We start from the raw sequence: 22,339 nt of genomic DNA, 5'->3' as shown, positions 1-22,339 counted from the left end.
ATCTTATTCTTCGAGAATGATATCCCCTGAAACAGTTGACATATTTACAGGAAATTCACCTTCACCTATTTTACCAAAAATTTCACGGCTTTGGACTGTTTGTTCAGTAAGAGGCAAATTAACTAAAAGATCCCCTGAAGTACTTTTTAATGAGATGTTGGCATTTCCATTTGGAATACTTACCAGAATATAACCAGAAATCGTTTTAAGATTTGCTGTTCGATTTTCGTCAGTATAACTTATTATCACATCTCCAGAGGTCGTTTTCCCTTCAAGTTTTCCTAGAAGAGACGTAATCCTAACATCACCAGAAACTGTGTGAAATTTTGTCTTTTCACTTTGGACTTCTTCAACAAGCAAATCTCCCGAGGTTGAATTTAATTGTAAATCAGTTACATTTAAATTCTTTCCTGCAACATCACCTGACACTGTATTGACATATAATAAATCTGCATCCATATCATCATAAAATACCACGTCACCTGACACTGTACTTAGCTCTACACTCCCTTTAAAATGGTAAGGTATCTGTAATTTAACACTTGAAGATTTTGATGTGAAGGTAAATGCAAATAAATTAAAGCCTTTTTGCTCCTTCACTTGTACATCTAGTGCACGACCCTTCCTCTTTAACGAAAGATCACGTTTTCCACTTGAATCATAAAGAACAGCAATCACATCGCTTCCTTCGTATCTTTCAACTTCCCAGTCTACAGCGGTACTTGATAATAATAGCGCATTTACACCCTCAATTTCTTCAGCAACTTCATTTGTCACTACTGCTTGTTTTGAAGTTCCTTGAAACAATGATGGGACAGTCGCTAATAAGAGCATACTGCCGACTACAATTAATATGATCCCAGCAAGTTTTTTCACTATTCTCTCTCCTTCATCCCGTCTCCCTTACTATATAGAAAAATCTTCCTATCGCCAAAAAGCTCTTTCTATATAGTAAGAGGAAAGCGAGGCATTATGCCTCGCTCTTATCTTTCATTAATTTTTCTTTCATTTCTTGCAATTCTTCCTCAATTGTGGCGTCTGCCTCTGGAGATAGATAGTTTTCGATTGGTTGCTTTGTTCGTATCTCCATATCGAAGACTCGATCCTCTATTCGTTCAAAGCCTTCTTCAATTGCCCGTGTACTGTCCTTCTTCTTAAATTGTTTTAACTGTTCCTCAGCCTTTACAGCCTGAACACGTAGTGTTAATTCTATTTTTTTGTCACGAAATGCCAAATACTTCTTTCTAACTTGCTCTAGTTGTATATTTCGTTCTTCTAGTTGCTTCTCACTTGTTTTGAGGAGGCCCTCATACTTCTGTATTTGTTCAAAAGCCTGCTTCTTGCTAAGTAATGCACGTCTAGCCAAATCTTCCTCCCCTGCTTCAATAGCTAATGTTGCTTGCGCATCTCGACGATTCATTAGCTCCCTCGCTACCTGCAAATCATGTGTTAACAGATGGTGAAGTCGTTTCTGCTTCTCAATTGCTTCCTCTACTTTGGACATTTCTGCCTTCAAATCACGCATATATTGCTTCACCATCATCACAGGCTCTTCTAAATGGTCAAGCCCTTCATGAATTGTTGCTTCTACTAATCGTCTAATTCTTGTTAATGGCATCTTACTAACCTCCAGTTATTTATTATTTTTCATCAAACGTGCAAATTCTTCATCAATTGAATCATAGGTTGAAACGGGTTTAGCCCATTCTGTATCATCACTTAAATCCAACTCTTCCTCCTGTCTTGGCTTAATTAATCGATACCCCCCATAAACAAGCCCTGCTCCAATCACTAGACTAATGATGCCTCCTAAACCTCCGAAGAGTATCATTGCTCCAATGACAATTAACACAATACTAGAAAATGACCATCTCCCCCTTTCCCGGTAAATGGAGAACCCCCAGTATAAGCCCCCAACTCCAAGTGCTATCCCAATGAGTCCACCGAGATGTACCCCAATCAGACTAAAAATAAGACTGATTCCAATTAAAATGAGAATAAAACCACCCACTGCTTTTCCTGAACGTTTCATGTTTGCTGCCTCCTTGTTTATTTAACTACTCTTATTGTAGGAGAAACATGAAGGTTTGCCTTCTCACTCTAGAATGGTTTTATCTCAGTCCTAAGGCTGAGATTTCTGTAAGACCTATGTCCTTTCGATGACTTTTTGGATTGATTCCTTTATTTGTCGTAACAATTCGTTATAATAAAATCAACATGCTAGAATAAAATAAACTATTTAATACAATTTATGATAGAAGCATTGGGGGGAATCAAATTGACAGAAGTCACTATATGGCTTGCGTTCCTAGCTGGCGTCGTTTCTTTTTTATCACCGTGTATCTTTCCACTTGTTCCAGCTTACTTAGCGCAGCTAACAGGTTCGTCGATAGAAAATAATAGGGTTGCAGCCCAAAGAAGAATTATCCTGTCTAGAAGCATAGGATTCATTTCTGGGTTTACAATCATATTTCTTTTACTCGGGGCATCATCCACCTTTATTGGTCAAGCTTTTTGGAATAACCGTCAACTTTTTGAACAAATAGGTGGAATTTTCATTACAGTTTTTGGTCTCCAAATGATGGGAGTTATCTCAATTCGTATGCTGCTTAGAGAAAAAAAGATACCAGCCAAACCGAAAAAAACAGCAAGCTTTGTGAATTCTGTATTATTAGGATTTTTATTTGGAACAGGTTGGTCCCCGTGTATCGGTTTAGTTCTAACTTCGATTCTTATTCTTGCAGGGCAGTCCGAAACGATGTGGACTGGTATGTTTATGCTACTAATCTACTCATTCGGGCTTGGTCTTCCTTTTATTGGCGTTGCCTTGTTATGGTCGCGTTCATTAGATAAGATGCGCCGACTAAATAAATGGCTTCCTAAAATACAACAAGTAAGTGGAGGAGTAATGGTTGCCCTGGGCATCTTATTGTTCACGGGAAAATTCAGCGTATTGTCAGCGTATTTAGCTCGATTTATTCCATTTAACTTATAAAAAAACGCGCAATCCTAATTAGGACTGCGCGTTTTTTATAAGTTAATGCTAATTTTTCAAAAACTAAAACCTTTAATGGTAGTTCCTACCTTCTAACCAACGGGTACGGTAGCCATTCTTTGCTGTGTTTCCTAATATATCAAGAAAATGATAATTTGCTGTCGCCCCAATTATCGCACCAAATCCAGGAATTAATTGAAGCATTTTTGGTAAATCGATGTAATCGCGGTATTCGATCTGAAAACTCCTCCAATCTACGTCCTCTAAATACTCGTCTTTTTCAGGAAGCGTGTTTCGTTCACTCTCCCATTTTTCCAAGCGTGCGAGCAAACTCCTACGCTTTTCTTCACTTGAAAAGGCTAGTTGGAACAGGAGTAGCACAAATAAACGCTCTCGATAATCACGAACATCATACCCATAGATTGAGGCCGTATCAAAAAGAAATTTCATTTTAATTCCGAGTAAGAGAGGGAAATCGGCCATACCAAGTAATAAACCTCCTGCTCCTGTCCCTGCCCCTTCAATAGCCGCTGTGCGCTTGTATCGTTTTAAAAGAATGTCTACCTGGTTCTCACGTTCTTCAAAAGAGAACCCGGTAAGTGGTTCCTTCTTTGACGTATATTCAGAACCTATTAATGTTGCTTGCACCATGTTTTTTATACTTGTGGAAACGACTGTATGGATTTTCTCGGGAACAAAATTGTTCATTTTCATCTGTAAACTTTTGGCATAACGCCCCGTCATAGATTGTCTCTTCCTCATCTTTCTCTTCCATCGCTCAAGCTCTTCAATTACATCTGAGTCCATCCCATAGTCCCTCCATTTAACGCCTCTTCAATCATTACATGTGTGCAAGAGACCTTACATGACACCTTTTTTCCGTTTATGAAGAAGTCGTGTACTCCCATAGTAGCTAAAGACCGATCCGAAAACGAGAACCATCAAAGCAATTATTACATCGGAAGTAATGAGTAACATAATCACATGAGCCGTTGTCATTAAGAGAAGTAACCTTAAAGACAATGAGGTTAACGCGTCTTTTTTTGACTCTGGTTTAACAGGGTATAAATCGACCCATATAACTGTATCGTAATGATACCAAAGTGTAGAGAGTTGCATAATCACCATATGTAAAAATAATAAACCGACAATTAATTGTAACCAACCATTCGGTAGAAACATAACCAAGATGACCGAAACGATAACTAAGCGAACATAAATGCCAAAGTAATCATTTGCTCTAATAAACGAACGAGCAAACAAATAATGATAAATCGATTGACGACTTGCTGATAACGATGACAATACCCAGTTCAAATATCTACGCTCTCTTATTTGTTTTCGCAATTGTGGTACATCAGTAAACAGATTAGCAATTCGATAGAAAAACATCAACATTTGCTGTTCTACATTGATAAGATGATCCCATTTAAGGGAACGTTTATTAGAAACAGGCTGGTAATACAACACCAGCAAGCCCACCATAATCACGAGAAGAGTCCCAACCAAGGCAATATGAGCCCCCGAGAAGAGCAAGTAAGCAAAAAACCCATTTAGAACTCCTCTTAATACAAAATGTAACGAGAGCTCCTGTTGACTAGAAAATCGCATTTCGCTCCAATTCGCCGAGATATTCCAAGCCTTTACGAGCAATAACCCCAACATTGAAAACCAAAAGGCACTTGGATCTTCCCCAATTCTCAAGAAAAATAATGGCCCTAAAATAATCATAACAAAGAAGAGTACAAAGCTTTGAAGAACATAAGAGTAAATTCGTGATGCTCTAAAATAGTTATCAAGCCTTGATTCAAGTGGTAAAAGAAAAACAATATCTGCAGGCTTCACAAACGTCCTCACCCGGCTTCTAGTCAATAACCAAGTAAATATGACTGTAAAAAGCCCAACTGCTGGAAATGTTTCTGGAAGCCATTCAAGCAACTGACTGTAGTAATAACTTCCTAAAATAAATAAGATGTACACCGTAAATAAAAATCCACTGTTGAAAATGAGTTTCAGGTAACGACTTGCCTCATTCCAGTAGGTTGATAGTCGCTCCCTCCAAAGCATCATGCCCTCTTTCATAAAACATCTTCCTTTGTCATCTCAATGTAAATCTCATCAAGAGTTGCATGTGGTAATTGAAGTGTCTTCCTCATTTCCTCAAGCGTCCCCATTAAGACTACCTGCCCTTGATGCAAAATCACAAACCTATCACAATAGCGCTCCGCAGTCGCTAATATATGTGTAGACATCAGGACCGCTGATCCTTTTTCCTTCATGTTCGAAATAAACGTTAAAAATGATTGTATTCCTAAAGGATCGAGACCAACAATTGGTTCATCTACGATATAAACAGGAGGCTCTACGAGAAAAGCACTCATGATCATGACCTTTTGGCGCATTCCCTTAGAAAAATGACTAGGGAACCATTTTTTCATTTTCTGCATTTTAAATTCCTTCATTAGATTTTCAGCCCGTTCCTCAAATACTCGCTGATCAAGTCCATACGCAAGTGCCGTCAGTTCCAAGTGCTCCCATAATGTTAGTTCATCGTATAAAATTGGGGTTTCAGGGATGTATGTATAAGATTGACGATATGTAATCGCGTCATCTTTAAAGGTCTTCCCGTTTATCGTAATTTCTCCTTTCTGTGGATCAAGGAGACCAAGTATATGCTTAATTGTCGTACTTTTCCCGGCACCATTCAATCCAATTAATGCAACAATTTCAGCTCGATTCACAGTGAAATTCACGCCATGTAATATTGGTTTTTGGGGATGGTACCCACCTGTGACATTTTTTATTTTTAAAATTTCAGTCATGAAAGCTCTCCCTTTTCTATACTATTTACATAGGTATTCAATCAGCCTTATCCTTATATATTAGAAAGACCACATTACTAAGCTTCGACACGGACTCTTTTTTTCCTAGTGTTATTAAATAGGATCATGTAAAATCTATATCAATTACATTTACATGATACAGGAAAAACAATCACAAGGGGGTGAGTTTTTGGAACAAAAAGACGAGAGAATGTTCGCCATGCTTATCTATTTACTTAGCTTCTTTACAGCAATTATTGGACCATTGATTATTTGGTTACTAAAGAAAGATGAATCAGAACTTGTTGATTTCCACGGCAAAGAGTATATTAATTTCTTCATCTCTTATTCAGTATATAGTATTATCTCAGGCATTCTAGTCATTATCTTGATAGGGTTTATTCTTCTTCCAATCATTGGTATAGCAGCTTTAGTCTTCACAATCCTTGCAGCAATTAAAGCTTATGAAGGGGAGCATTATAAAATTCCGTTTATTTTTCGGGTTTTAAAGTAGGATAGAGTGAAAAGGTCAGTAGTAGGGTCTCCTATTACTGACCTTTTCACTCTAGCTCCTCATGTATACTTCTCAAGTACCAATTCAATTTGAACACCTTCTGTCGCCATATAATCCTTGTCGACTTGCATCCGCTTGCCCCACTCGTTTATAGTTAAGAAAAGTTGAGAAAGGGTGTTTTTATGTCACATGAATCCAGTTGTATCTTTTGTAAAATCATAGATGGAGAAATTCCATCATCAAAGGTATATGAAGATGAACACGTTATCGCCTTTTTAGATATTACCCAAGTAACAAAAGGTCATACCCTTGTCATTCCTAAAGAGCATAAAGCTGACCTTTTTGAATTAAGCCCCACTATCGCCGGGCACATCTTCTCCGCACTCCCAAAAATTGCTAATGGTTTAAAAGCAGCATACAAACCTATTGGGCTAAACTTGGTTAATAATAACGGGGAAGCAGCAGGACAATCGGTCTTTCACTTCCATGCTCACCTAATTCCACGTTATGGAAAAGGAGATGGCTATGGGGCTGTTTGGAAAGAACATGGCTCCGAATATTCAAGCGATGACCTAAACCAAATAGCAGAGGCTATCTCAACATTTATACCAACTGAACGATAAGTCACTCTTTTAACAAATTAATTAGTTATACAAGGAACAGAAATTTACTGAAATAGCTGATCTTTTTGTTCCTGAATTATGATACGATAATCGTATTCTGAACATTCAATATGTATTGAAGAGATAAAGGAGTGTAGGAGAAATGGAACGTGTGTACAATTTTAATGCTGGCCCCTCTGCTTTACCGAAAGAGGTTCTAGAGAGAGCTCAAAAAGAATTAGTCAATTTTCAAAATACCGGAATGTCTATAATGGAATTAAGTCATCGTAGTCAAGCCTATGAAGACGTACATAATGAAGCAATTCAACTTTTAAAAGAATTACTTTCCATTCCTGAAAACTATGAGGTTCTTTTCTTGCAAGGCGGAGCAAGTCTCCAGTTTTCGATGCTTGCGATGAATTTTTTACAAGAAGGTAAAATTGGAAATTATGTATTGACAGGATCTTGGTCAGAAAAAGCAATAAAAGAAGGAAAATTAATTGGTCAAACTGCAATCGCGGCATCAACAAAAGAAACAAAGTATACAAGCATACCGAGTCTAGATAAACTAACATACCAAGAAAACGATGCGTATGTTCATATCACTTCAAACAATACGATTTACGGAACACAGTGGCAGTCATTCCCAACAGTAAATCATGCCCCGTTAATTGCTGACATGTCCAGTGATATCTTATCACGTCCTCTTGACGTTGAGAAGTTTGGATTGATTTACGCAGGAGCACAGAAAAACCTTGGACCATCTGGAGTAACTGTGGCGATTATTCGTAAAGACTTATTAGAATCCAACGTTGACCATGTTCCAACAATGTTGCAGTATAAAACACATTCAGAAACAAATTCTCTCTACCACACCCCCCCTACATTTGCGATATATATGCTTAGAAATGTATTAAACTGGGTAAAGGAACAAGGTGGCACAAATACTATCGCAGCAAAAAATGCAGAAAAGGCAAAGATTATCTATGATGCAATTGATGAAAGCAATGGATTTTACTCGGGCCATGCAGAAAAAGGTAGTCGCTCTCTGATGAATATAACCTTCAATCTTCCAACAGAAGAGGACAGTAAACGTTTTTTAGCTAATGCGAAGGATTTAGGTTTTGTTGGACTAAATGGACATCGCTCCGTTGGAGGATGCCGCGCTTCTATTTATAATGCAGTACCACTTGAGGCTTGTGTAGCACTCAGAGATTATATGATTTCTTTCAAAAAATAATTGTTAATACAGAATAGGAGCCACTTAACTCCTATTCTGTAAAACAACCAATCCCTATAGTTAAATATGCAGTACCAACCCCACTTATAATCACAATTACTAGCATTATAAGAAATTTATGTTTCCAATATTTTTTTTCTACACTGCCTGTCCCTTTGCACATTCTGAATGTAATATACACCAAACCATAAGTAGTGAGTGAGAAAATTGCAATTAGCAAAAGAATCAATGCATCCATGTGACTCCTCCTTTTCATAACAATATGAAGGATTTACCCATGTCATGACAATATTTTATAAAGGTGGTTTTGCAATGAACTCAAAATCTATTCTCTTAGGTATTACTGTAGGGACAACACTTGCAAGTATTGCAACACTATTAACAACACCGAAGTCAGGAAAAGAAGTGCAAATCAGGTGTAAAAACACATTAAAATCGATGAGTGACTCGGTAGGACAGATTTCAAATAATAGTATTGAATTGAAGCAACAGGTGAAAGAGACCGCAAAAGTAAGCTTAGACAGTGCAAAATTCATTAGTCTCGAAATGAAGGATTCTATTAATGATTGGAAAAAAGATATTGAACCATCCATCCAGCTACTTAAACAAGATATTGATGGGCTAAGAAAAAATCTTGAAAATGTTAAGAAGCTAACCAGCAACTAGCTGGTTGGTTTTTTTCTGATGAAATTATTCAAAAAGTTTTAAAATTTATTTTTTTCTTCCTTTTTTTGAAATTTATTGTCATAATATAAGAAGAATTGATATCGAGGTATACTTTTGCTACTAATTCTTTCCACTAGGAGGAGAACAATGAACCAAGACGCACCTTATTCTTTAAAACAATCGGTTATTTTCAGTCATAAGGTCGCACAGTTAAGTAAAGCTCTGTGGAAAACCGTCGAAAAGGATTGGCAAACATGGATAAAACCTTTTGATTTAAATATTAATGAACACCACATTCTATGGATTGCTTATCATTTAGACGGGGCTTCTATTTCAGATATTGCTAAATTTGGAGTTATGCATGTTTCAACAGCCTTTAATTTCTCAAAGAAACTTGAGGATCGAGGATATCTCACGTTCTCAAAGAAAGAGGAAGATAAACGGAACACGTATGTTTGCTTAACTTTAGAAGGGCAAGAACTATTATTAAAAACACTAGAAACGTATGAACCTATGACACACAGCGTGCATGGGGGGGCCTTACCTATTAAAGACTTGTATGGAAAATTCCCTGAATTCTCAGAAATCATTAGCATCTTACGACATATTTATGGCCCTGACTTTATTGATATCTTTGAGCAATCCTTATTAAAGTTTGATGAAGATTTCATTGAACTTGATGGTCGAATTCAACTAAAACAAGCAGTAGCTCTCGACACACCTTCTAAATAAATAAAGCCTAGCGCTGCTAGGTTTTTTTTATTTTGGAGAACATTGTTTTTTTTGAATCATTCGACTATTTAAATACCTATTGATTTATATAAGAAAAGGGAGTAGATTATTCAAGTAGATTGAGGAGGTGCAACAATGAATTGCTGGAAAACAATTAATATTGCTCGTGATTATGGGACGTTGCGCCTAATCATGTTTTCCGCTTGTAACATGCTCGTTTCTTTTTTACTTTATTATTTACTAATTAGTTCATTTATACAATCAGACCATACAGTACAATTAGACTTTGGTTTATTTATTATAGGGCTGATTGCCGTTATCGTGTTTCATAAATTATTACATTGCCTACCAATTTGGATTTGCCGAAAAAAGTCCATTATCTCATGGAGATGGGTTTTAGGGTTTCCTATTATGACTTTGAAATTATGTACACCGATCTCAAAAAAAGTTTATCTCATTTCCTTATTAATGCCCGTCTTTGTCTTAACACTAGCATCCGGAATAGCGTCTATTGTTTACCCTTCTTACTTACCTTTGTTTTCTGTTTTAGCTTCAATTAACTTCGGCCTTTGCTTTTATGATTTCATCTATGTCTCCTACGTGCTAAAGGCACCAAAGCAATGCTTTGTTGAAGATTACTCAGAAGGCGTTCATATTTTAGTTAAACAACAAATAATTCATTAAGAAAAGGCTGTCCAGACTGAAACTGGCAGCCTTTATCTAATGGATCGTCATATCTAGCTCAATCTTATCTCTCCTTAAATCAAATGAGGAAAAATGAAATGAGATTCTCTCATCGATTCTCAATTGAGTAACCTTTACAAAAACCATTTTTTCTTTTGGATAGATTTCTATCCAAGAAGGCGCGTCGACGAATTCTTTTACTAACTGCATCACTCTGTCTGCTGGCAACGACAGTCCCCCTATTGAAAACATCCGTACATGTAGAAGTAAATCTCCTTGTGCAGAAACTTCTGGATGAAAGTTAATTGTGACAGGCACATCTCGTCTAAGTATTGTAAACATAGTTCTAAAATGAACATAATCTTCTTGTAATTCAACCATATAACGAAACTCACTATTTTGCTCTTCAATTTGCTGTTTTATAAAGTAATTTAATCGTTTTCTGTCTGTATGAATCGTGAATGTTGACTCCTTCTCCCCTACAACTTGATTATCAATCCAATGGTTTGAGTTAACTTCAGGTAAGTAACGTTGAACGAAAATAAATAAGCATATTAAGATAAGTATACAAAGACTGACTAAAAAGAAAAAGCCATTTTTCCAAGTGAATATTTGTCTATTCATTATGTTCACTCCATTGTCATTCTTCTTTAATTGTAAATCTTCCCTTAGTAGAAAACAAATGATTGACAGTTATTAGTTATAATTCCTTTAGAAAATCATGCATTTTTCTATCTTTTTGTGATAACTTTTGATAAAGTTTAGAGTAAGACATCGTAAGACTGGAGGCAATTAGATGGTCTTCTTTATTGTATTATTTGCTGTTTTTATTTTATTCGTCATTAATTCCATGACAGATGCACTTTGTGATCGCCGAGAAATCCCGTCTGAAAAACAGCCTAAGCTCTTTCGGACAATTAATATCTTAATGACGATTTTATTAACGTCAACTTATGTAAAAATTCTCTTTACATAATACAATGATTTTCTCTCACTACTATAAGAAGCTGCGTAGCAGACTTTTCTTATAAGCAATGGGGAGAACACTGTCAGACTTTACGTCCTCTACAAGTGCTCTTCGTGTAGAGGCGTGCAGTGTGTGAGCCACTGCTCTTCTTTGACTCACTAAAAAGCACTTTCTTATTTTCAAAAAAGAGTGAAGCATATCATGCCTCACTCTTTTTTTTGTTAATTTTAGTACATCCAAGATGCACCAATGATTACTAATAGAATAAACAACACAACAATTAACGCGAAGCTGCTTCCGTATGCGTGACTCATTAATAAAAGCCTCCTTTTTTTAGTCAGAGATGTTTGTGCGGTTTTACAACCAAGCTGCACCTACAATTACTAATAAGATGAACAACACAACAATTAACGCAAATCCACCTTGGTATGCGTGAGACATAATAACACCTCCTCTGTACTTTGTTAATGTATCCTATGCAATACGACATTCTTCGTACTGGGCATTTTCACTAATTTCAGAATTTTTATTTGCTAATGTTTGAAAAGCTTTCTCTTCAAATGTCATTTATGGTATAGTAAACTTTGTGAAAAGTTTTTGGTTTGCTCTGATGGATAGTAATTCAGTCACTTGTCTGATTTAAGACAAGTTATACAATTGTTACTTTTACAAATCAGCAGGATGATTTTTTTCACACATATATTAAGCTAAGATTAAGGAGTGTTCGTCATGAAAAAACGTTCGTTTATTGCTGTAGGTCTTGCTTGTGTACTTGCCCTATCAGCCTGTAACAATGAAGAAACCGCTTCCGATAATTCTCCAGTTGTAGTTATCGATGGCACGGAAATCACAGAATCAGAGTTTGTCGAACTACTGAAAGAACGCTACGGGGAGCCCACGTTAAAAGAGCTTATTCAGCGCCAATTAGTATTGGAAGCTAAAGAATCTGTTGAATTACCTCAAGAAGAAATTGACAAAGAGCTTGAGGCATTACGAACTCAGTTTAGTCTGGAAACTGACGAGGAGCTTCTTAATATATTGGAAACCGAGTATAATATTCAGGTTGACTCTATTGAACAATTTGCAAACGAGTATATTATCCCTCCAATGATTATTGAAAAGCTTACTATGCAAGGTATTGAAGTAACAGAGGAAGATAAACAAGCTCATTTTAAAGAAAATGAAGAGGTTTATAGTACGCAGGTTGAAGCAAGTCACATTTTAGTTGAAGATGAGGAAACTGCACGTGATATTCTTGAACAAATAAATGCAGGTGAAGATTTTGCAAAACTTGCTGAGGAACACTCAACCGATCCTGGTTCAGCAATGAATGGTGGAAGCCTAGGATTTTTCGGTAAAGGGAAAATGCTTCCTGAGTTTGAGGAAGTAGCCTTCTCACTTGAAGTTGGGAAAGTAAGTGATCTAGTTGAAACATCGTATGGCTACCATATTATTAAAGTAACAGACACACGCGTGCAAACATATGAAGATGTAGAAGCAGAAATTGAAGAAACGTTAATTCAAGAAAAGAAGAAGACACAAGAGACCGTGCTTAATGAATTGATTGAGAATGCTGATATCGAGTTCAAAGACTCACGTTTCGAATCAATTCTTGACAGTCCTGACGCTACATTACCTATTGAACAATAATATTACAAAAGAAACGGAAAAGGCTTAGACCTTTTCCGTTTCTTTGTTTCTATAATAATCAGCAAATACTTATCGCAACATCTAGACAATTGCATAACGTAAGTAAGAGGATTTAACTTAAGTATGAAAGGATGATTTACATGTTAGAACCTGTACCGAGTACACCACTAAATAATTTCATATTAATCGTCGTACTTTTCATATTACTCATTATCGTAGGTTCTGCTTACTGTTAACATTTCAATTCATAGTCAAAAAACCTAAGTGTACTTAGGTTTTTTGACTTGCCCTTTTTTCTTTCTCTTCCATAAGTCTTTCCATGAAAACATGCCCTTCTTTTTCTATCCATTTTTCCTCAAGTTCTCTCTCTTCTCGCGAATATTTATAACATAGATATCCACTTCCTACAATCCCCATGAGTACAAGATAAACCCACCAAGGACTCCCAAAAAGAATTACACCTAGTGGAGTTTGGGTCATTAGGAAAACAGCAGCAATAACCAGCAATAGAACCAGTGCAAATCGTTTATTCGTCTTTTGATTATTCAATTTCATTCCTCCTTAACCGCTTCTTACTAGACTATATGTACAAGCAGTTAAGATTAGAACTTTATATATCCAGTGGGGCCTCATGAAACGTTGGTTTATAGAAACTCCTATTCTCCAAAGCCATTACCCGTTCTGAAAATTCTCCAGGTTGAACACGATCTAATGCTCTATCCATCATATTGATTTTTGCATCAATATTATCAATCATATGTAGTACTTCTGCTTCCCTGACCACAGGAGCCTTTGGGCTTCCCCATTCTCCTTTACTATGATGACTCAGTACTAAATGTTGCAATATCAATACTTCTTCTTCGTCAATACCTAATTCTTTAGCCGCTTCAGCAATTTCATTAACCATAATTGAAATATGTCCAAGTAGTTTACCTTCAAGTGTATAGGCTGTATCAATCGGACCTGAAAGCTCTCTTACTTTACCTAAATCATGGAGAATGACACCTGCATACAGCAAATCAGCATCCAAAGATGGGTAAAGAGTAGCTAAACTTTTTGCAATGTTCAACATTGATACAACATGATATGCTAATCCAGAAACAAACTCATGATGATTTTTGGTAGCAGCTGGTGATTCTAGAAATGCTTGCTGATGCTTTTTAATGAGATGTCTAGTAATCCTTTGTATATTAGGATTGTTCATCTCAAAAATAAACTGAGTGACCTGATCAAGCATGTCTTCTGGTGAAAGTGGAGCCGAACGTACAAAGTCAGCAACCCTAACATTATCCATAGCAGTTGTTGGTCGAATGCTACCAATCTTTAATTGATTTCGACCACGATATTCAATAAAGTCTCCTTGAATAAAAACGATTTCTTTGCTTACAAAAGCTGCCTCATCTTCGGGAGAACACCCCCATAATTTGGCTTCAATTTCTCCAGTTTGATCACCCAAAACAAGCGTTAAAAAAGGCTTTCCATTACTAGCTATTGCTTTAGTTGATGTTTTCACTAGAAAATAACTTTGCACCGCGTCACCAACCTGATGGTATCGAATACCCTTACTCATTTTCACACCCCATTTTACAAAATAGCCTCATTCTTTAATTATAGCATAATTTTAATAGGTAAATAGTCAAGGAGAAAGAGAAGTACTCCTTGCTTTCTTTAAAGCCAACTATGAGTGGGTTTCTCATAGTTGGCCGCAACGCACCGGAAAATTGCAGCTTTTAAGTGTCTTTTAAGGGTTGATTTTTTACCTTTTTAAGTGGACTCATTGTTTCTTCTCTCTTTTTTTTCCTTTAGTAGTTTGCGTGGGAATAATGGGGAATATAATGGTGAATTTAACTCCTTTTTCAGTATTTTCAACTTTGGGACATGCTTGGTGAAGTTCAGCAATTCGTTTCACTATCGCTAATCCTAGGCCAAACTTACCTTTGTTCCCTTTATAAAAAGGATTAAAAAGTTGTGGAAGGTCGTATTCCGGAATGTGCTCACCGTTATTTTCTACGGTGACTTCTACTTTATCCTCATAGGTAGTAGCCTGAACCCAAATCGTACTCTCTGCATAACGAAGCGCATTCTCAACAAGGTTCTCTAACAATACTTCAAGTTGTTCATGATCAGCTTGCATACGGACCTCAGCACCAAGGATGACAATCTTCACATCCTCCCGTTGTACACGGAATCGTTCTTCAATTTGAAACGCAATCGACCCAAAAATAACCTCATCATGCTTAGGACTCTCTTCTTTAAGAGAATCGAGCTTTGTATAATAAATCATATCAATGACTCGACGTTCCATTCGATTTGCTTCTTCTACAATAACATCCATCGTTTGTTCAATATTTCCCTTTGGAAGAATGCCATCTTTTACAGATTGAGCATAGCTTTTTATGACCATTATTGGTGTTTTTAGTTCATGTGAGGCATGTTGAATAAATGTTTTTTGCGCACGGTCATAACTATGTAAATTTTGCCGCATCTTCTCAAATTGGTCTGATAACCGTTGGAAATCCTCATCCCCCTGCCATTTCAATGGTTCTTTCCAATCTCGATTGGCTATTTGATCTAGATGATTTCCTAAAACAATCAACGGCTGTCTCAAGTAATGTTTCAACCAAATTGCAGGCAATAAGCTAAGCCCACTAGTTAATAACAACAAATACATGAGACGTTCCCAAAGACGATTAACCATTTGGTCACGATATGTATCCCACATGTATGATATATGAAACGCTGAGGAACCAGAAATTTGTGCTTTTGTAATTACATAAAATACAGTTGCCCCCCGATATTGAATTTCATAACGCCCTCGATCCATTTCTTGGCGATACGCATTTTGAGCCATTTCTTGCAACACTTCTACCGGTGGCAGGGCAGATCCTTCCGGTGTTTGTCCTAATGTCGCATATATAAAAAAGTGTCCAACAGACCGTTCTGCTTCTCGCCGTTCAATAAAATCCAATTCATTTCTTGGTGGGTTTATTAAATCAAGAAGTGGATATGCTAACCTCGTCTGTTCAAGCTCGATAATTCGATAGGTTTCTTCTGTCAATGTCCCTTTAATCGAAATAGGATAAATAATTATCATAGACAATCCAACTAGAACAATTAATGAAATAAACGCAAGCCAAATCCTTTGCGTTAAATTTACTTTAATCATGAAGATAAAACCCTATACCCATAGCCGTACAATGTTTCCAAGTGAATTCTTGGCATTTTTTTTCTTACTCGTCTAACGACATCGTCCACTGCTCGTTCAGATCCAAAGTAGTTTTCACCCCAAACATGCTCTATAATTTTTTCTCGTGATAGGGCTTTTCCGACTTCCGCTGTTAGCAGTAAAATTAAATCCATTTCCTTTGTCGTCAAATCAATACCATCTTTATCATCTAACTCAGAATCAATGACCGTTCGTCCTATTGGATCGATAATGTAACTATTTAATTCAATTTTTTTCTGTTCTTGGTTACTTGTCCCATAAATACGATTTAAAAGTTTTTTTGCACGGATTATTAGTTCTTGGGGTAGAAATGGCTTTGCTAAATAATCATCGCTTCCCATTTCAAGTCCGAGCACCCGATCTAAATCTTGATCTCTAGCTGAGATGAAAATAACTGGGGTATCTTCATTTTCTTTTATCGCTTTTAATAATTGATAACCATCGGTACCAGGAAGCATAATATCTAAAATCCATAAATGGGGTTTTTCTTCAATTACTTCTTTCGCTTCATCCCCATCATGGAATACCCTGACAACCCAACCCTCTTTTTCAAGGTACGCTTTTAAAACCTCCGAAAGGTTCTTTTCATCTTCTACTAGATAAACGAGATACTCACTCATCTTATGCCCTCCTGCATCTTCTACTTCTTACTATTTAAAATACACTTATTTTATTAGGTTTTCCACCAATTACTCTAAATGAAACATAACTTTCAAAATGGTCATCTAATTGTTACATTATAATGCTTGTCCTTAACAAATAACCTACCTTTTTCGACTTAATTATTTCCCGGGGAACAAACTTCTCTTAAAACCGTTAATAATCTTACAAGTGGAGGTTGCCTTATCGACAACCTCTACTAATTCATCAATATAATGCTGCGATAGCGGTTAGAGCAGCTAGTGGTAAAATTACTCTTCCCCAACCTCTAAATCTCGGTCTGGGATAAGGATAAAATGGTCCGTAGCCTGGATAGCCATAGCCCGGATAAAAACCGTAACCTGGATAACCGTAGCCTCCATAGCCCCCAGGAAAGAACCTCGCATCTTCGTTCCCACGCATCTGCTGCTCAGAGAATTCTCCAGGTATATGCTCAGACTCAGTCGTATCAAATGCTCCAGGTGTAGCTATTAATTCTTTTAAATCCATGTGTTGACCCTGATCATCAATTGGTACCATTACATAGACGTTTTCATCGTCAACGTATTCAACAACTCCATTATATAAGTGTTGCCCATGCACTTGCATATTAACAGGTTGGTTTAAGTATTGCTGACAAAGTGATTTCATTTGTTGATATTGATTCATGGTGTCACCCTCCTCCTTTACCTACGTAGCCTATGCAGGAAGGTGTGGATAGGTGAATGCGGAGATTAAAAAGGAGATTATAGTCCTACCTAACTAACATTAAATAAAGGCCCTTGAAAAAAGTGAAAATTGTACCTTTTTCAGTGACCTTCCTTAAATCCCCTTTTTGTTACTATTTTGAGATGTCAGTTACATTACTCGGAATACTACGAACTACTGTAAAATACGTCTGGATGATCATAAAAACATTTCCTACTACCCAGTACAATGATAAGGCAGAAGGTAAGGTAACTCCAGCTACGATAATCATAATTGGCATAATATACATAATGATTTTCATTTGTCCTTGAAGCTGAAATGCCGTCATTCTTACTTGTAAGAATGTCGTTAATCCTGCTATGAGCGGCAGAATAAACATCGGATCTGGATTGCCCAAATCAACCCATAGGAATGAGTGGAGTGCAATTTCTTCTGTTCTCATAATCGCGAAGTAAAACGCCATCATAACCGGCATTTGAACAAAAATAGGTAAGCAACCTGCCATAGGGTTGACACCATTTTCCTGATATAGCGCCATAAGCTCTTTCTGCATGTTTTGAACGTTTTTTGGGTCCTTCTTCTTTTCTTCGGTTTTGTACTTATTCTGCAGTTCCTCCATTTGCGGTTTGAGTGCCTGCATTGAACGAGAACTTTTTTGTTGCTTCAACATTAAAGGTAGCAATACAAAACGAATAAGAACCGTTACGATAACAATCGACAAACCGAAACTCCCATTAAAAAGTCCAGCAAAAAATATTAGTAACCAAGACATTGGATACACAAAAAAGTGATTCCAAATCCCTTGAGTTTCAGCAGTAATAGGTTGTTGATTAACTCCACATCCTGACAGAAAAACTATACATAAAAATAGTACGACAATGAACCAGTATGTTCTTTTCATTTAACTTCCTCCTAGTTGGTTGGTTTTGCTAAGTTAAACAACTAGAGGTTGTTCCTCTTCATCATCGGGATTAACTTTATCAGAAATCGCTGGGATTTTTGGTCGATAAACAACTGATGAAGGACGAGTATGCGTTGTTTCCAAACATTTTTGTACATCGAACTGGTTAAAGTGGTTTTTTCTAATCGTTCTAATCTTCCATTCAAATCCAGACAGACTTGACCTTGCAAAAGCAGCTATGAGAAGCACTGTTATGACAACACTAAACCAAAGCATAGTCATGTCTGTAATCACTTCCAACATCCGTTTCGACCCCCCTTCTCTATATTTACTTCATCATATCACACCCACTTCTTGAAATAAAACGGATTTAATTGGTTGAAGGACTAGCTGGTGTTCCTTCTAATCAAAAATAGATTCTACTACCAGAAAAAAACAGCCTCATTTGAGACTGTTAGTGTTGAACGCGAAGCTGCTTTCTAAATACCTCACGAACCATATAGGAAACCCCATGTTGATTGTTTGATCGAGTTACCCAATCAGCTGCTTCTTTCACTTCAGCAGATGAATTACCCATTGCCACTCCTAAACCAGCTTGTGAAATCATCTCGATATCGTTTTTGTACGATCCAATCGCAACCATCTCGTCTAATGAAATCCCTAAATGTTGTCCGACTGCCTGAAGACCTCTTACTTTTGAGACGCCTGTTGAAACAATTTCCAAACGACCCGAGGAGGATTCAAATATTCTTATCCCATTCACCAACTCTTCTATTTCAGAACGGGCAGTTTGCTGTTCCTTTATGTCTAAAAATTGTACTTGTAGCTTTTGTGGAGACATTGGTTCATTTAATAAATAATCATAAACCGAATCAACAAATGTAATTGGATAAAAGAACGGTTCGCCAACATTAATCGTCATCTTTGCAATGAGATGATTAATTTGTCTAACCTTATTTCCAATAGAAAATTTGTTATTTAGTAATCGAATATGACAATCATACTGTTCAAGAACTTCAACAACCTGTAAAGCCGTTTCTTCATGTATTTGACGATTTAATAAAGGATCTTGGATTGTTTCTGCCACAAATGCGCCGTCACTTGTAACTAACACACCCTCTATCTTTAAAGATTTTGCAATTTTTTTTGCGGAAGGAAATGGCCTTGCTGTTGCCAGTGTTACATAGACTCCTTTGCTTTTCACATACTCGATTGCATCTTTCGTCTGTCTAGTAATACGCGAATTCGATCGTAAAATGGTTCCATCAATGTTTAGGGCTAATAATCGATAAGTCACTATACATACATCCCCCTCTTCTCGTTGTCAGCCACGGCTTCTGTTCAAAAGCAGCCTGTTATATAAAGGCTATGTGAATCTGTTCTTAATTAGAACACGCTGCTAAATAGACGAATTATTGGGGAACGATTATACTGAGCATAAACGTTCATACGTTCAAGGAGATAAACATGAAAACATTCATTAATTTTTACCTCTTACCTTCTTTATTCTTTCTATTATTAACCCTTTCTCAATTAACAGACCACTCTGTTAAAATTACAAGTTTAGCTGCAGGTGGTAGCATATCACTTGGCTTATTTGCAGGGTTTATCCTTCACCTAGGAACCTTAGTTGCTAAAAAAGTAAAGAACCGCTAATTTCTTAGCGGTTCTTTACTTTTTTGTTATTCACTATCTGATTGTCCATAAATCTCTTCAAGCGGTTCTGTAATAATTTTGTTAATATCACCTATGATGACACTTAGACGCTGTTCAGCTTCCATTAACTTTGAAACAAGCTCATGTTGTTGAACCAATTCAAATTGTTGTTGTGCTTTTGTTGCTTCTTCTTCTGTAATTTGTTGTCCTTGCATTTGCTTTTGTTGTAATTCAAGTTGAAGCTGACGGAAGTTGTCCAACATTTTCTTTGCAATTTCATCAGCTTCAATTTGCTCATGCAACGATTTCAGATCTGAAAATTCATTACTTTCTCCTATTGCTGCCTTTAATTCATGTGCCTTATCATATACATTTGCCATTTTAAACCCTCTCCTTAAAACATAGTCTTTTCGACTATAACACGTCTTTGCCAACAATTCATCTCATACACATCGTCATAGTCATCCTTACCCTATCAGAAGCACTATAAACCCCTGAATCAATCCAATCACTCCACCAAGAACAGCACCTAGATATGTAATCATTTTAAATTCTTTTTTCGATATTGATAAGACCAGCTCCTCTAGTCTTTCAACAGAAAACGCTTGAACTTGATCACGAACAATTTCTTCAAGGTGCAGACGTTGCAATAAAGATTCTAAATGAAGTAATAACAAATCACTCACTAACTGCACACCTGTTGGTACCCACTTTTCAATAATCATTTCTTCAAAATCCGGTGTCCATTCTTTCAAAGATTGCTCTAACCATTGAAAAGGTGGAAGATGTTTATCAATAATTTGTACAAAACCCGCAACCAATTCTTCTTTATTCACATGCTTTTCGAAATCCGCTACTTGCTTTTCTTTTAGCTTCTTCCACTCAGTGGTTAACATTTGTTCTAATATAACTTTTGTTCCCTTATCTCTCAAAAACTTTTGCAATTCTGGTTGAACCTTATCTACAAGGCGTTCATTACCTAGGAACATCGAAATCATCTGCACTAGTGCCCCTTTATCAATAAAAAAACGATCAATCATTTGACTAAGCTGACGTTTACCTTCTGGACCTGCTATAAAGGCTTGTCCCCGCTGCAAAATAAACTCAGTCAGTTTGGGAATAGTCTGTTCAATTTGTGACTGAAATGCTGTGGGTAAGGTTGTCGCTATAGTTTGTTCACGATTGTACTCAAAGAAGCGATCAATTCCTGTATTAATTATGTTTTCAGTTTTACTCAGTAACTCTTTTTTAGGTTCAGGAATAGATAACTTCTCTTTCATAAAATCTGCAACGCTCTTCTCACTATGAAGCATCGTCTTAACTTCTGCTTGGAGCCAATTCGTTAGTCCTTCCACAAAACCTGAACTCTTCATTTTCTTTTCAAGTCCTTCGGCTGTTAATAGATATTGGACTACCATACGACCAAGCTGTTTTGATAACTCATCATGTCGTTTTGGAATTAAGCCAGGTGTAAAAGGAACTCTCCAATTACCAATTTTCATTTCTTTATAAGGACGAAAGAGCATTTTTATTGCTAAAGAATTGGTCATGCCACCAATCGCGGATCCAATTGCGACCATGAAACCAATAAACAAAACATTGTTCACCATTTTCACCTCTCTTGTCATTCACCTATTAGGCATTTAACACATAGTATACGATAGAATACATTTTCATAGCTAGTTGAAGAAACGAAAAAGGAGGTTTCATTATGAAAATTGTTACGATTTCATACGAAAATTGGGAAAAATATCGTCGACCCATCCTAAATTTTGTCAAACGCTATGATAAGTCAGCTAGTCAATATGTATACAAAAAGTTATTCAAGATGAAGAAACATCACTTACATGAGCCTGGAACATGTATTAAACTGACCTTTTGGGAAGGAAAAATTATTGCATTCGCAGCAGTCATTAACTATGGGACAACATTTTCCTCTGTTCTATTATCCCCTCGATTCAAAAATACCCACTTAAAAACAACTTTATTTGCTTCTCTAATTGATGAACTTGGAGTTTGCTATCAAAAAATAAGCTATAACGATAAGGAAACAATAAAAATGGCCTTACAAGCCCACCTCGTTTGCTTTTCATATACTAAAACTCAAGATGACCAGATTTACCTATGGTTTGGAGGAGGTCACTGGCACTCAGACGACATTACTCAAGAAGCCTAGACCTATATTTATGAATAAGTTTATGCCTAGAGTGTTACACTAAGAAACAGTTAAATTGTCCGTTTAAATGGACACGAAGCAACAGGGAAGTCGTAGCAATTGGTAGGAGTACCCCTAAAATCTTTCTATGAGCAGCGACGAAGCCTTTGCACAACGATTAA

Annotated in this window: 32 protein-coding genes; 12 read left to right on the top strand and 20 right to left on the bottom strand. The window is 36.7% G+C overall.

Going from position 1 to position 22,339, the window contains the following annotated elements:
• Positions 1 to 3: 3 nt before the first annotated feature.
• The 3 genes from CEF19_RS13665 to CEF19_RS13655 all read right to left on the bottom strand — a co-directional run bounded on the left by CEF19_RS13665 (position 4) and on the right by CEF19_RS13655 (position 2,032).
• Positions 4 to 876, bottom strand: a complete 873-nt coding sequence (locus tag CEF19_RS13665; protein ID WP_100406554.1) for a DUF4097 family beta strand repeat-containing protein — start codon at positions 874 to 876, stop codon at positions 4 to 6.
• A 94-nt stretch (positions 877 to 970) separates the two neighbouring features.
• The gene (locus tag CEF19_RS13660) at positions 971 to 1,618 is read right to left on the bottom strand and encodes a PspA/IM30 family protein (protein ID WP_100406553.1); all 648 of its coding nucleotides are present in this window, start codon (positions 1,616 to 1,618) and stop codon (positions 971 to 973) included.
• Positions 1,619 to 1,633: 15 nt separating this feature from the next.
• Complete coding sequence (locus CEF19_RS13655) at positions 1,634 to 2,032, bottom strand: hypothetical protein (RefSeq protein ID WP_100406552.1); 399 nt, start codon at positions 2,030 to 2,032, stop codon at positions 1,634 to 1,636.
• A 246-nt stretch (positions 2,033 to 2,278) separates the two neighbouring features.
• Between CEF19_RS13655 and CEF19_RS13650 the strand changes: the two genes are divergently transcribed.
• The gene (locus CEF19_RS13650; RefSeq protein WP_100406551.1) at positions 2,279 to 2,995 is read left to right on the top strand and encodes a cytochrome c biogenesis CcdA family protein; all 717 of its coding nucleotides are present in this window, start codon (positions 2,279 to 2,281) and stop codon (positions 2,993 to 2,995) included.
• A gap of 72 nt (positions 2,996 to 3,067) precedes the next feature.
• On the opposite strand, the gene CEF19_RS13645 is transcribed toward CEF19_RS13650, so the two are convergent.
• The 3 genes from CEF19_RS13645 to CEF19_RS13635 are packed head-to-tail and all read right to left on the bottom strand — an operon-like array spanning position 3,068 to position 5,817.
• Positions 3,068 to 3,802, bottom strand: a complete 735-nt coding sequence (locus tag CEF19_RS13645; RefSeq protein ID WP_100406550.1) for an EcsC family protein — start codon at positions 3,800 to 3,802, stop codon at positions 3,068 to 3,070.
• Positions 3,803 to 3,856: 54 nt separating this feature from the next.
• A complete protein-coding gene (locus CEF19_RS13640) occupies positions 3,857 to 5,077 on the bottom strand; it encodes an ABC transporter permease (protein WP_100406549.1) in 1,221 nt (406 codons plus the stop codon).
• Positions 5,074 to 5,817: an ABC transporter ATP-binding protein gene (locus tag CEF19_RS13635; protein WP_100406548.1), complete on the bottom strand. Its 744-nt coding sequence runs from the start codon at positions 5,815 to 5,817 to the stop codon at positions 5,074 to 5,076. Before CEF19_RS13635 ends, CEF19_RS13640 begins: the two co-directional genes overlap by 4 nt.
• A 154-nt stretch (positions 5,818 to 5,971) precedes the next feature.
• On the opposite strand from CEF19_RS13635, the gene CEF19_RS13630 reads away from it, so the two are divergent.
• The 3 genes from CEF19_RS13630 (at position 5,972) to serC (ending at position 8,173) form a co-directional block, all read left to right on the top strand.
• Complete coding sequence (locus CEF19_RS13630; RefSeq protein ID WP_100406547.1) at positions 5,972 to 6,331, top strand: DUF4870 domain-containing protein; 360 nt, start codon at positions 5,972 to 5,974, stop codon at positions 6,329 to 6,331.
• A gap of 182 nt (positions 6,332 to 6,513) precedes the next feature.
• Positions 6,514 to 6,954 carry an HIT family protein gene (locus tag CEF19_RS13625; RefSeq protein ID WP_100406546.1) on the top strand — a complete coding sequence of 147 codons (441 nt, stop codon included), beginning with the start codon at positions 6,514 to 6,516 and terminating at the stop codon, positions 6,952 to 6,954.
• Between the two features lie 142 nt (positions 6,955 to 7,096).
• Positions 7,097 to 8,173 carry a 3-phosphoserine/phosphohydroxythreonine transaminase gene (serC, locus tag CEF19_RS13620; protein ID WP_100406545.1) on the top strand — a complete coding sequence of 359 codons (1,077 nt, stop codon included), beginning with the start codon at positions 7,097 to 7,099 and terminating at the stop codon, positions 8,171 to 8,173.
• 31 nt (positions 8,174 to 8,204) lie between these two features.
• Here serC and CEF19_RS13615 read toward each other — a convergent pair whose 3' ends face one another.
• On the bottom strand, positions 8,205 to 8,411 hold the full coding sequence (locus CEF19_RS13615; protein WP_100406544.1) for a hypothetical protein: 207 nt from the start codon (positions 8,409 to 8,411) through the stop codon (positions 8,205 to 8,207).
• A 74-nt stretch (positions 8,412 to 8,485) separates the two neighbouring features.
• Here CEF19_RS13615 and CEF19_RS13610 point away from each other — a divergent pair, with 74 nt between their 5' ends.
• The 3 genes from CEF19_RS13610 (at position 8,486) to CEF19_RS13600 (ending at position 10,255) form a co-directional block, all read left to right on the top strand.
• Positions 8,486 to 8,839: a YtxH domain-containing protein gene (locus CEF19_RS13610; RefSeq protein ID WP_157800962.1), complete on the top strand. Its 354-nt coding sequence runs from the start codon at positions 8,486 to 8,488 to the stop codon at positions 8,837 to 8,839.
• 147 nt (positions 8,840 to 8,986) lie between these two features.
• The gene (locus CEF19_RS13605; protein WP_100406542.1) at positions 8,987 to 9,571 is read left to right on the top strand and encodes an HTH-type transcriptional regulator Hpr; all 585 of its coding nucleotides are present in this window, start codon (positions 8,987 to 8,989) and stop codon (positions 9,569 to 9,571) included.
• Between the two features lie 135 nt (positions 9,572 to 9,706).
• Positions 9,707 to 10,255, top strand: a complete 549-nt coding sequence (locus CEF19_RS13600) for a DUF3267 domain-containing protein (RefSeq protein ID WP_100406541.1) — start codon at positions 9,707 to 9,709, stop codon at positions 10,253 to 10,255.
• A gap of 36 nt (positions 10,256 to 10,291) precedes the next feature.
• Here CEF19_RS13600 and CEF19_RS13595 read toward each other — a convergent pair whose 3' ends face one another.
• Complete coding sequence (locus tag CEF19_RS13595; RefSeq protein WP_100406540.1) at positions 10,292 to 10,879, bottom strand: YpmS family protein; 588 nt, start codon at positions 10,877 to 10,879, stop codon at positions 10,292 to 10,294.
• Positions 10,880 to 11,051: 172 nt separating this feature from the next.
• Here CEF19_RS13595 and CEF19_RS13590 point away from each other — a divergent pair, with 172 nt between their 5' ends.
• Positions 11,052 to 11,231 carry a hypothetical protein gene (locus tag CEF19_RS13590; RefSeq protein ID WP_100406539.1) on the top strand — a complete coding sequence of 60 codons (180 nt, stop codon included), beginning with the start codon at positions 11,052 to 11,054 and terminating at the stop codon, positions 11,229 to 11,231.
• Between the two features lie 218 nt (positions 11,232 to 11,449).
• Here the strand turns inward: CEF19_RS13590 and CEF19_RS13585 are convergent, their stop codons facing one another.
• The gene (locus CEF19_RS13585; protein ID WP_100406538.1) at positions 11,450 to 11,536 is read right to left on the bottom strand and encodes a YjcZ family sporulation protein; all 87 of its coding nucleotides are present in this window, start codon (positions 11,534 to 11,536) and stop codon (positions 11,450 to 11,452) included.
• 43 nt (positions 11,537 to 11,579) lie between these two features.
• Positions 11,580 to 11,663, bottom strand: coding sequence for a YjcZ family sporulation protein (locus tag CEF19_RS13580; RefSeq protein ID WP_081939220.1), 84 nt, complete (start codon positions 11,661 to 11,663; stop codon positions 11,580 to 11,582).
• Positions 11,664 to 11,951: 288 nt separating this feature from the next.
• Between CEF19_RS13580 and CEF19_RS13575 the strand changes: the two genes are divergently transcribed.
• Positions 11,952 to 12,872: a peptidylprolyl isomerase gene (locus CEF19_RS13575; protein WP_100406537.1), complete on the top strand. Its 921-nt coding sequence runs from the start codon at positions 11,952 to 11,954 to the stop codon at positions 12,870 to 12,872.
• A gap of 140 nt (positions 12,873 to 13,012) precedes the next feature.
• A complete protein-coding gene (locus tag CEF19_RS13570; protein WP_227521990.1) occupies positions 13,013 to 13,108 on the top strand; it encodes a YjcZ family sporulation protein in 96 nt (31 codons plus the stop codon).
• A 34-nt stretch (positions 13,109 to 13,142) separates the two neighbouring features.
• On the opposite strand, the gene CEF19_RS13565 is transcribed toward CEF19_RS13570, so the two are convergent.
• From CEF19_RS13565 to CEF19_RS13530, 8 genes are all read right to left on the bottom strand, one after another.
• Positions 13,143 to 13,427: a sporulation YhaL family protein gene (locus tag CEF19_RS13565; RefSeq protein WP_227521989.1), complete on the bottom strand. Its 285-nt coding sequence runs from the start codon at positions 13,425 to 13,427 to the stop codon at positions 13,143 to 13,145.
• A 55-nt stretch (positions 13,428 to 13,482) separates the two neighbouring features.
• A complete protein-coding gene (gene yhaM / locus CEF19_RS13560; RefSeq protein ID WP_100406535.1) occupies positions 13,483 to 14,442 on the bottom strand; it encodes a 3'-5' exoribonuclease YhaM in 960 nt (319 codons plus the stop codon).
• A 204-nt stretch (positions 14,443 to 14,646) separates the two neighbouring features.
• The gene (locus CEF19_RS13555) at positions 14,647 to 16,038 is read right to left on the bottom strand and encodes a sensor histidine kinase (protein ID WP_100406534.1); all 1,392 of its coding nucleotides are present in this window, start codon (positions 16,036 to 16,038) and stop codon (positions 14,647 to 14,649) included.
• The gene (locus CEF19_RS13550) at positions 16,035 to 16,718 is read right to left on the bottom strand and encodes a response regulator transcription factor (protein WP_100406533.1); all 684 of its coding nucleotides are present in this window, start codon (positions 16,716 to 16,718) and stop codon (positions 16,035 to 16,037) included. Before CEF19_RS13550 ends, CEF19_RS13555 begins: the two co-directional genes overlap by 4 nt.
• 247 nt (positions 16,719 to 16,965) lie before the next feature.
• Positions 16,966 to 17,406, bottom strand: a complete 441-nt coding sequence (locus CEF19_RS13545) for a hypothetical protein (RefSeq protein WP_100406532.1) — start codon at positions 17,404 to 17,406, stop codon at positions 16,966 to 16,968.
• Between the two features lie 172 nt (positions 17,407 to 17,578).
• Positions 17,579 to 18,346 carry a membrane protein insertase YidC gene (gene yidC, locus CEF19_RS13540; protein WP_100406531.1) on the bottom strand — a complete coding sequence of 256 codons (768 nt, stop codon included), beginning with the start codon at positions 18,344 to 18,346 and terminating at the stop codon, positions 17,579 to 17,581.
• Positions 18,347 to 18,379: 33 nt separating this feature from the next.
• The gene (locus CEF19_RS13535) at positions 18,380 to 18,649 is read right to left on the bottom strand and encodes a hypothetical protein (protein ID WP_100406530.1); all 270 of its coding nucleotides are present in this window, start codon (positions 18,647 to 18,649) and stop codon (positions 18,380 to 18,382) included.
• A 151-nt stretch (positions 18,650 to 18,800) separates the two neighbouring features.
• Positions 18,801 to 19,643 (bottom strand): Cof-type HAD-IIB family hydrolase, encoded by an 843-nt coding sequence (locus CEF19_RS13530; RefSeq protein ID WP_100406529.1) that lies wholly within the window; start codon positions 19,641 to 19,643, stop codon positions 18,801 to 18,803.
• Between the two features lie 170 nt (positions 19,644 to 19,813).
• Between CEF19_RS13530 and CEF19_RS13525 the strand changes: the two genes are divergently transcribed.
• A complete protein-coding gene (locus CEF19_RS13525) occupies positions 19,814 to 20,002 on the top strand; it encodes a hypothetical protein (RefSeq protein ID WP_100406528.1) in 189 nt (62 codons plus the stop codon).
• Positions 20,003 to 20,028: 26 nt separating this feature from the next.
• Here CEF19_RS13525 and CEF19_RS13520 read toward each other — a convergent pair whose 3' ends face one another.
• Together CEF19_RS13520 and CEF19_RS13515 are read right to left on the bottom strand one after the other, a co-directional pair.
• On the bottom strand, positions 20,029 to 20,382 hold the full coding sequence (locus CEF19_RS13520; RefSeq protein ID WP_100406527.1) for a YlbF/YmcA family competence regulator: 354 nt from the start codon (positions 20,380 to 20,382) through the stop codon (positions 20,029 to 20,031).
• Between the two features lie 87 nt (positions 20,383 to 20,469).
• Positions 20,470 to 21,612 (bottom strand): DUF445 domain-containing protein, encoded by a 1,143-nt coding sequence (locus CEF19_RS13515; RefSeq protein WP_227521988.1) that lies wholly within the window; start codon positions 21,610 to 21,612, stop codon positions 20,470 to 20,472.
• Positions 21,613 to 21,713: 101 nt separating this feature from the next.
• Here CEF19_RS13515 and CEF19_RS13510 point away from each other — a divergent pair, with 101 nt between their 5' ends.
• On the top strand, positions 21,714 to 22,178 hold the full coding sequence (locus CEF19_RS13510) for a hypothetical protein (protein WP_100406526.1): 465 nt from the start codon (positions 21,714 to 21,716) through the stop codon (positions 22,176 to 22,178).
• Positions 22,179 to 22,339: the final 161 nt, after the last annotated feature.

The organism is Bacillus solitudinis, assembly GCF_002797395.1.
In the GTDB taxonomy this organism is placed as follows: Bacteria; Bacillota; Bacilli; order Bacillales; family Bacillaceae_D; genus Halalkalibacter_A; species Halalkalibacter_A solitudinis.
This window is presented reverse-complemented; position numbering and strand designations above follow the sequence as displayed.

What these genes read in the sequence shown, in the direction of transcription:
- CEF19_RS13660 (WP_100406553.1), bottom strand. Translation starts at nt 1,618, where the DNA reads ATGCCATTAACAAGAATTAGACGATTAGTAGAAGCAACAATTCATGAA.
- CEF19_RS13655 (WP_100406552.1), bottom strand. Translation starts at nt 2,032, where the DNA reads ATGAAACGTTCAGGAAAAGCAGTGGGTGGTTTTATTCTCATTTTAATT.
- CEF19_RS13645 (WP_100406550.1), bottom strand. Translation starts at nt 3,802, where the DNA reads ATGGACTCAGATGTAATTGAAGAGCTTGAGCGATGGAAGAGAAAGATG.
- CEF19_RS13640 (WP_100406549.1), bottom strand. Translation starts at nt 5,077, where the DNA reads ATGAAAGAGGGCATGATGCTTTGGAGGGAGCGACTATCAACCTACTGG.
- CEF19_RS13635 (WP_100406548.1), bottom strand. Translation starts at nt 5,817, where the DNA reads ATGACTGAAATTTTAAAAATAAAAAATGTCACAGGTGGGTACCATCCC.
- CEF19_RS13630 (WP_100406547.1), top strand. Translation starts at nt 5,972, where the DNA reads ATGATACAGGAAAAACAATCACAAGGGGGTGAGTTTTTGGAACAAAAA.
- CEF19_RS13625 (WP_100406546.1), top strand. Translation starts at nt 6,514, where the DNA reads ATGTCACATGAATCCAGTTGTATCTTTTGTAAAATCATAGATGGAGAA.
- serC (WP_100406545.1), top strand. Translation starts at nt 7,097, where the DNA reads ATGGAACGTGTGTACAATTTTAATGCTGGCCCCTCTGCTTTACCGAAA.
- CEF19_RS13615 (WP_100406544.1), bottom strand. Translation starts at nt 8,411, where the DNA reads ATGGATGCATTGATTCTTTTGCTAATTGCAATTTTCTCACTCACTACT.
- CEF19_RS13610 (WP_157800962.1), top strand. Translation starts at nt 8,486, where the DNA reads ATGAACTCAAAATCTATTCTCTTAGGTATTACTGTAGGGACAACACTT.
- CEF19_RS13605 (WP_100406542.1), top strand. Translation starts at nt 8,987, where the DNA reads ATGAACCAAGACGCACCTTATTCTTTAAAACAATCGGTTATTTTCAGT.
- CEF19_RS13600 (WP_100406541.1), top strand. Translation starts at nt 9,707, where the DNA reads ATGAATTGCTGGAAAACAATTAATATTGCTCGTGATTATGGGACGTTG.
- CEF19_RS13595 (WP_100406540.1), bottom strand. Translation starts at nt 10,879, where the DNA reads ATGAATAGACAAATATTCACTTGGAAAAATGGCTTTTTCTTTTTAGTC.
- CEF19_RS13590 (WP_100406539.1), top strand. Translation starts at nt 11,052, where the DNA reads ATGGTCTTCTTTATTGTATTATTTGCTGTTTTTATTTTATTCGTCATT.
- CEF19_RS13585 (WP_100406538.1), bottom strand. Translation starts at nt 11,536, where the DNA reads ATGAGTCACGCATACGGAAGCAGCTTCGCGTTAATTGTTGTGTTGTTT.
- CEF19_RS13580 (WP_081939220.1), bottom strand. Translation starts at nt 11,663, where the DNA reads ATGTCTCACGCATACCAAGGTGGATTTGCGTTAATTGTTGTGTTGTTC.
- CEF19_RS13575 (WP_100406537.1), top strand. Translation starts at nt 11,952, where the DNA reads ATGAAAAAACGTTCGTTTATTGCTGTAGGTCTTGCTTGTGTACTTGCC.
- CEF19_RS13570 (WP_227521990.1), top strand. Translation starts at nt 13,013, where the DNA reads ATGTTAGAACCTGTACCGAGTACACCACTAAATAATTTCATATTAATC.
- CEF19_RS13565 (WP_227521989.1), bottom strand. Translation starts at nt 13,427, where the DNA reads ATGAAATTGAATAATCAAAAGACGAATAAACGATTTGCACTGGTTCTA.
- yhaM (WP_100406535.1), bottom strand. Translation starts at nt 14,442, where the DNA reads ATGAGTAAGGGTATTCGATACCATCAGGTTGGTGACGCGGTGCAAAGT.
- CEF19_RS13555 (WP_100406534.1), bottom strand. Translation starts at nt 16,038, where the DNA reads ATGATTAAAGTAAATTTAACGCAAAGGATTTGGCTTGCGTTTATTTCA.
- CEF19_RS13550 (WP_100406533.1), bottom strand. Translation starts at nt 16,718, where the DNA reads ATGAGTGAGTATCTCGTTTATCTAGTAGAAGATGAAAAGAACCTTTCG.
- CEF19_RS13545 (WP_100406532.1), bottom strand. Translation starts at nt 17,406, where the DNA reads ATGAATCAATATCAACAAATGAAATCACTTTGTCAGCAATACTTAAAC.
- yidC (WP_100406531.1), bottom strand. Translation starts at nt 18,346, where the DNA reads ATGAAAAGAACATACTGGTTCATTGTCGTACTATTTTTATGTATAGTT.
- CEF19_RS13535 (WP_100406530.1), bottom strand. Translation starts at nt 18,649, where the DNA reads ATGTTGGAAGTGATTACAGACATGACTATGCTTTGGTTTAGTGTTGTC.
- CEF19_RS13525 (WP_100406528.1), top strand. Translation starts at nt 19,814, where the DNA reads ATGAAAACATTCATTAATTTTTACCTCTTACCTTCTTTATTCTTTCTA.
- CEF19_RS13520 (WP_100406527.1), bottom strand. Translation starts at nt 20,382, where the DNA reads ATGGCAAATGTATATGATAAGGCACATGAATTAAAGGCAGCAATAGGA.
- CEF19_RS13515 (WP_227521988.1), bottom strand. Translation starts at nt 21,612, where the DNA reads ATGGTGAACAATGTTTTGTTTATTGGTTTCATGGTCGCAATTGGATCC.
- CEF19_RS13510 (WP_100406526.1), top strand. Translation starts at nt 21,714, where the DNA reads ATGAAAATTGTTACGATTTCATACGAAAATTGGGAAAAATATCGTCGA.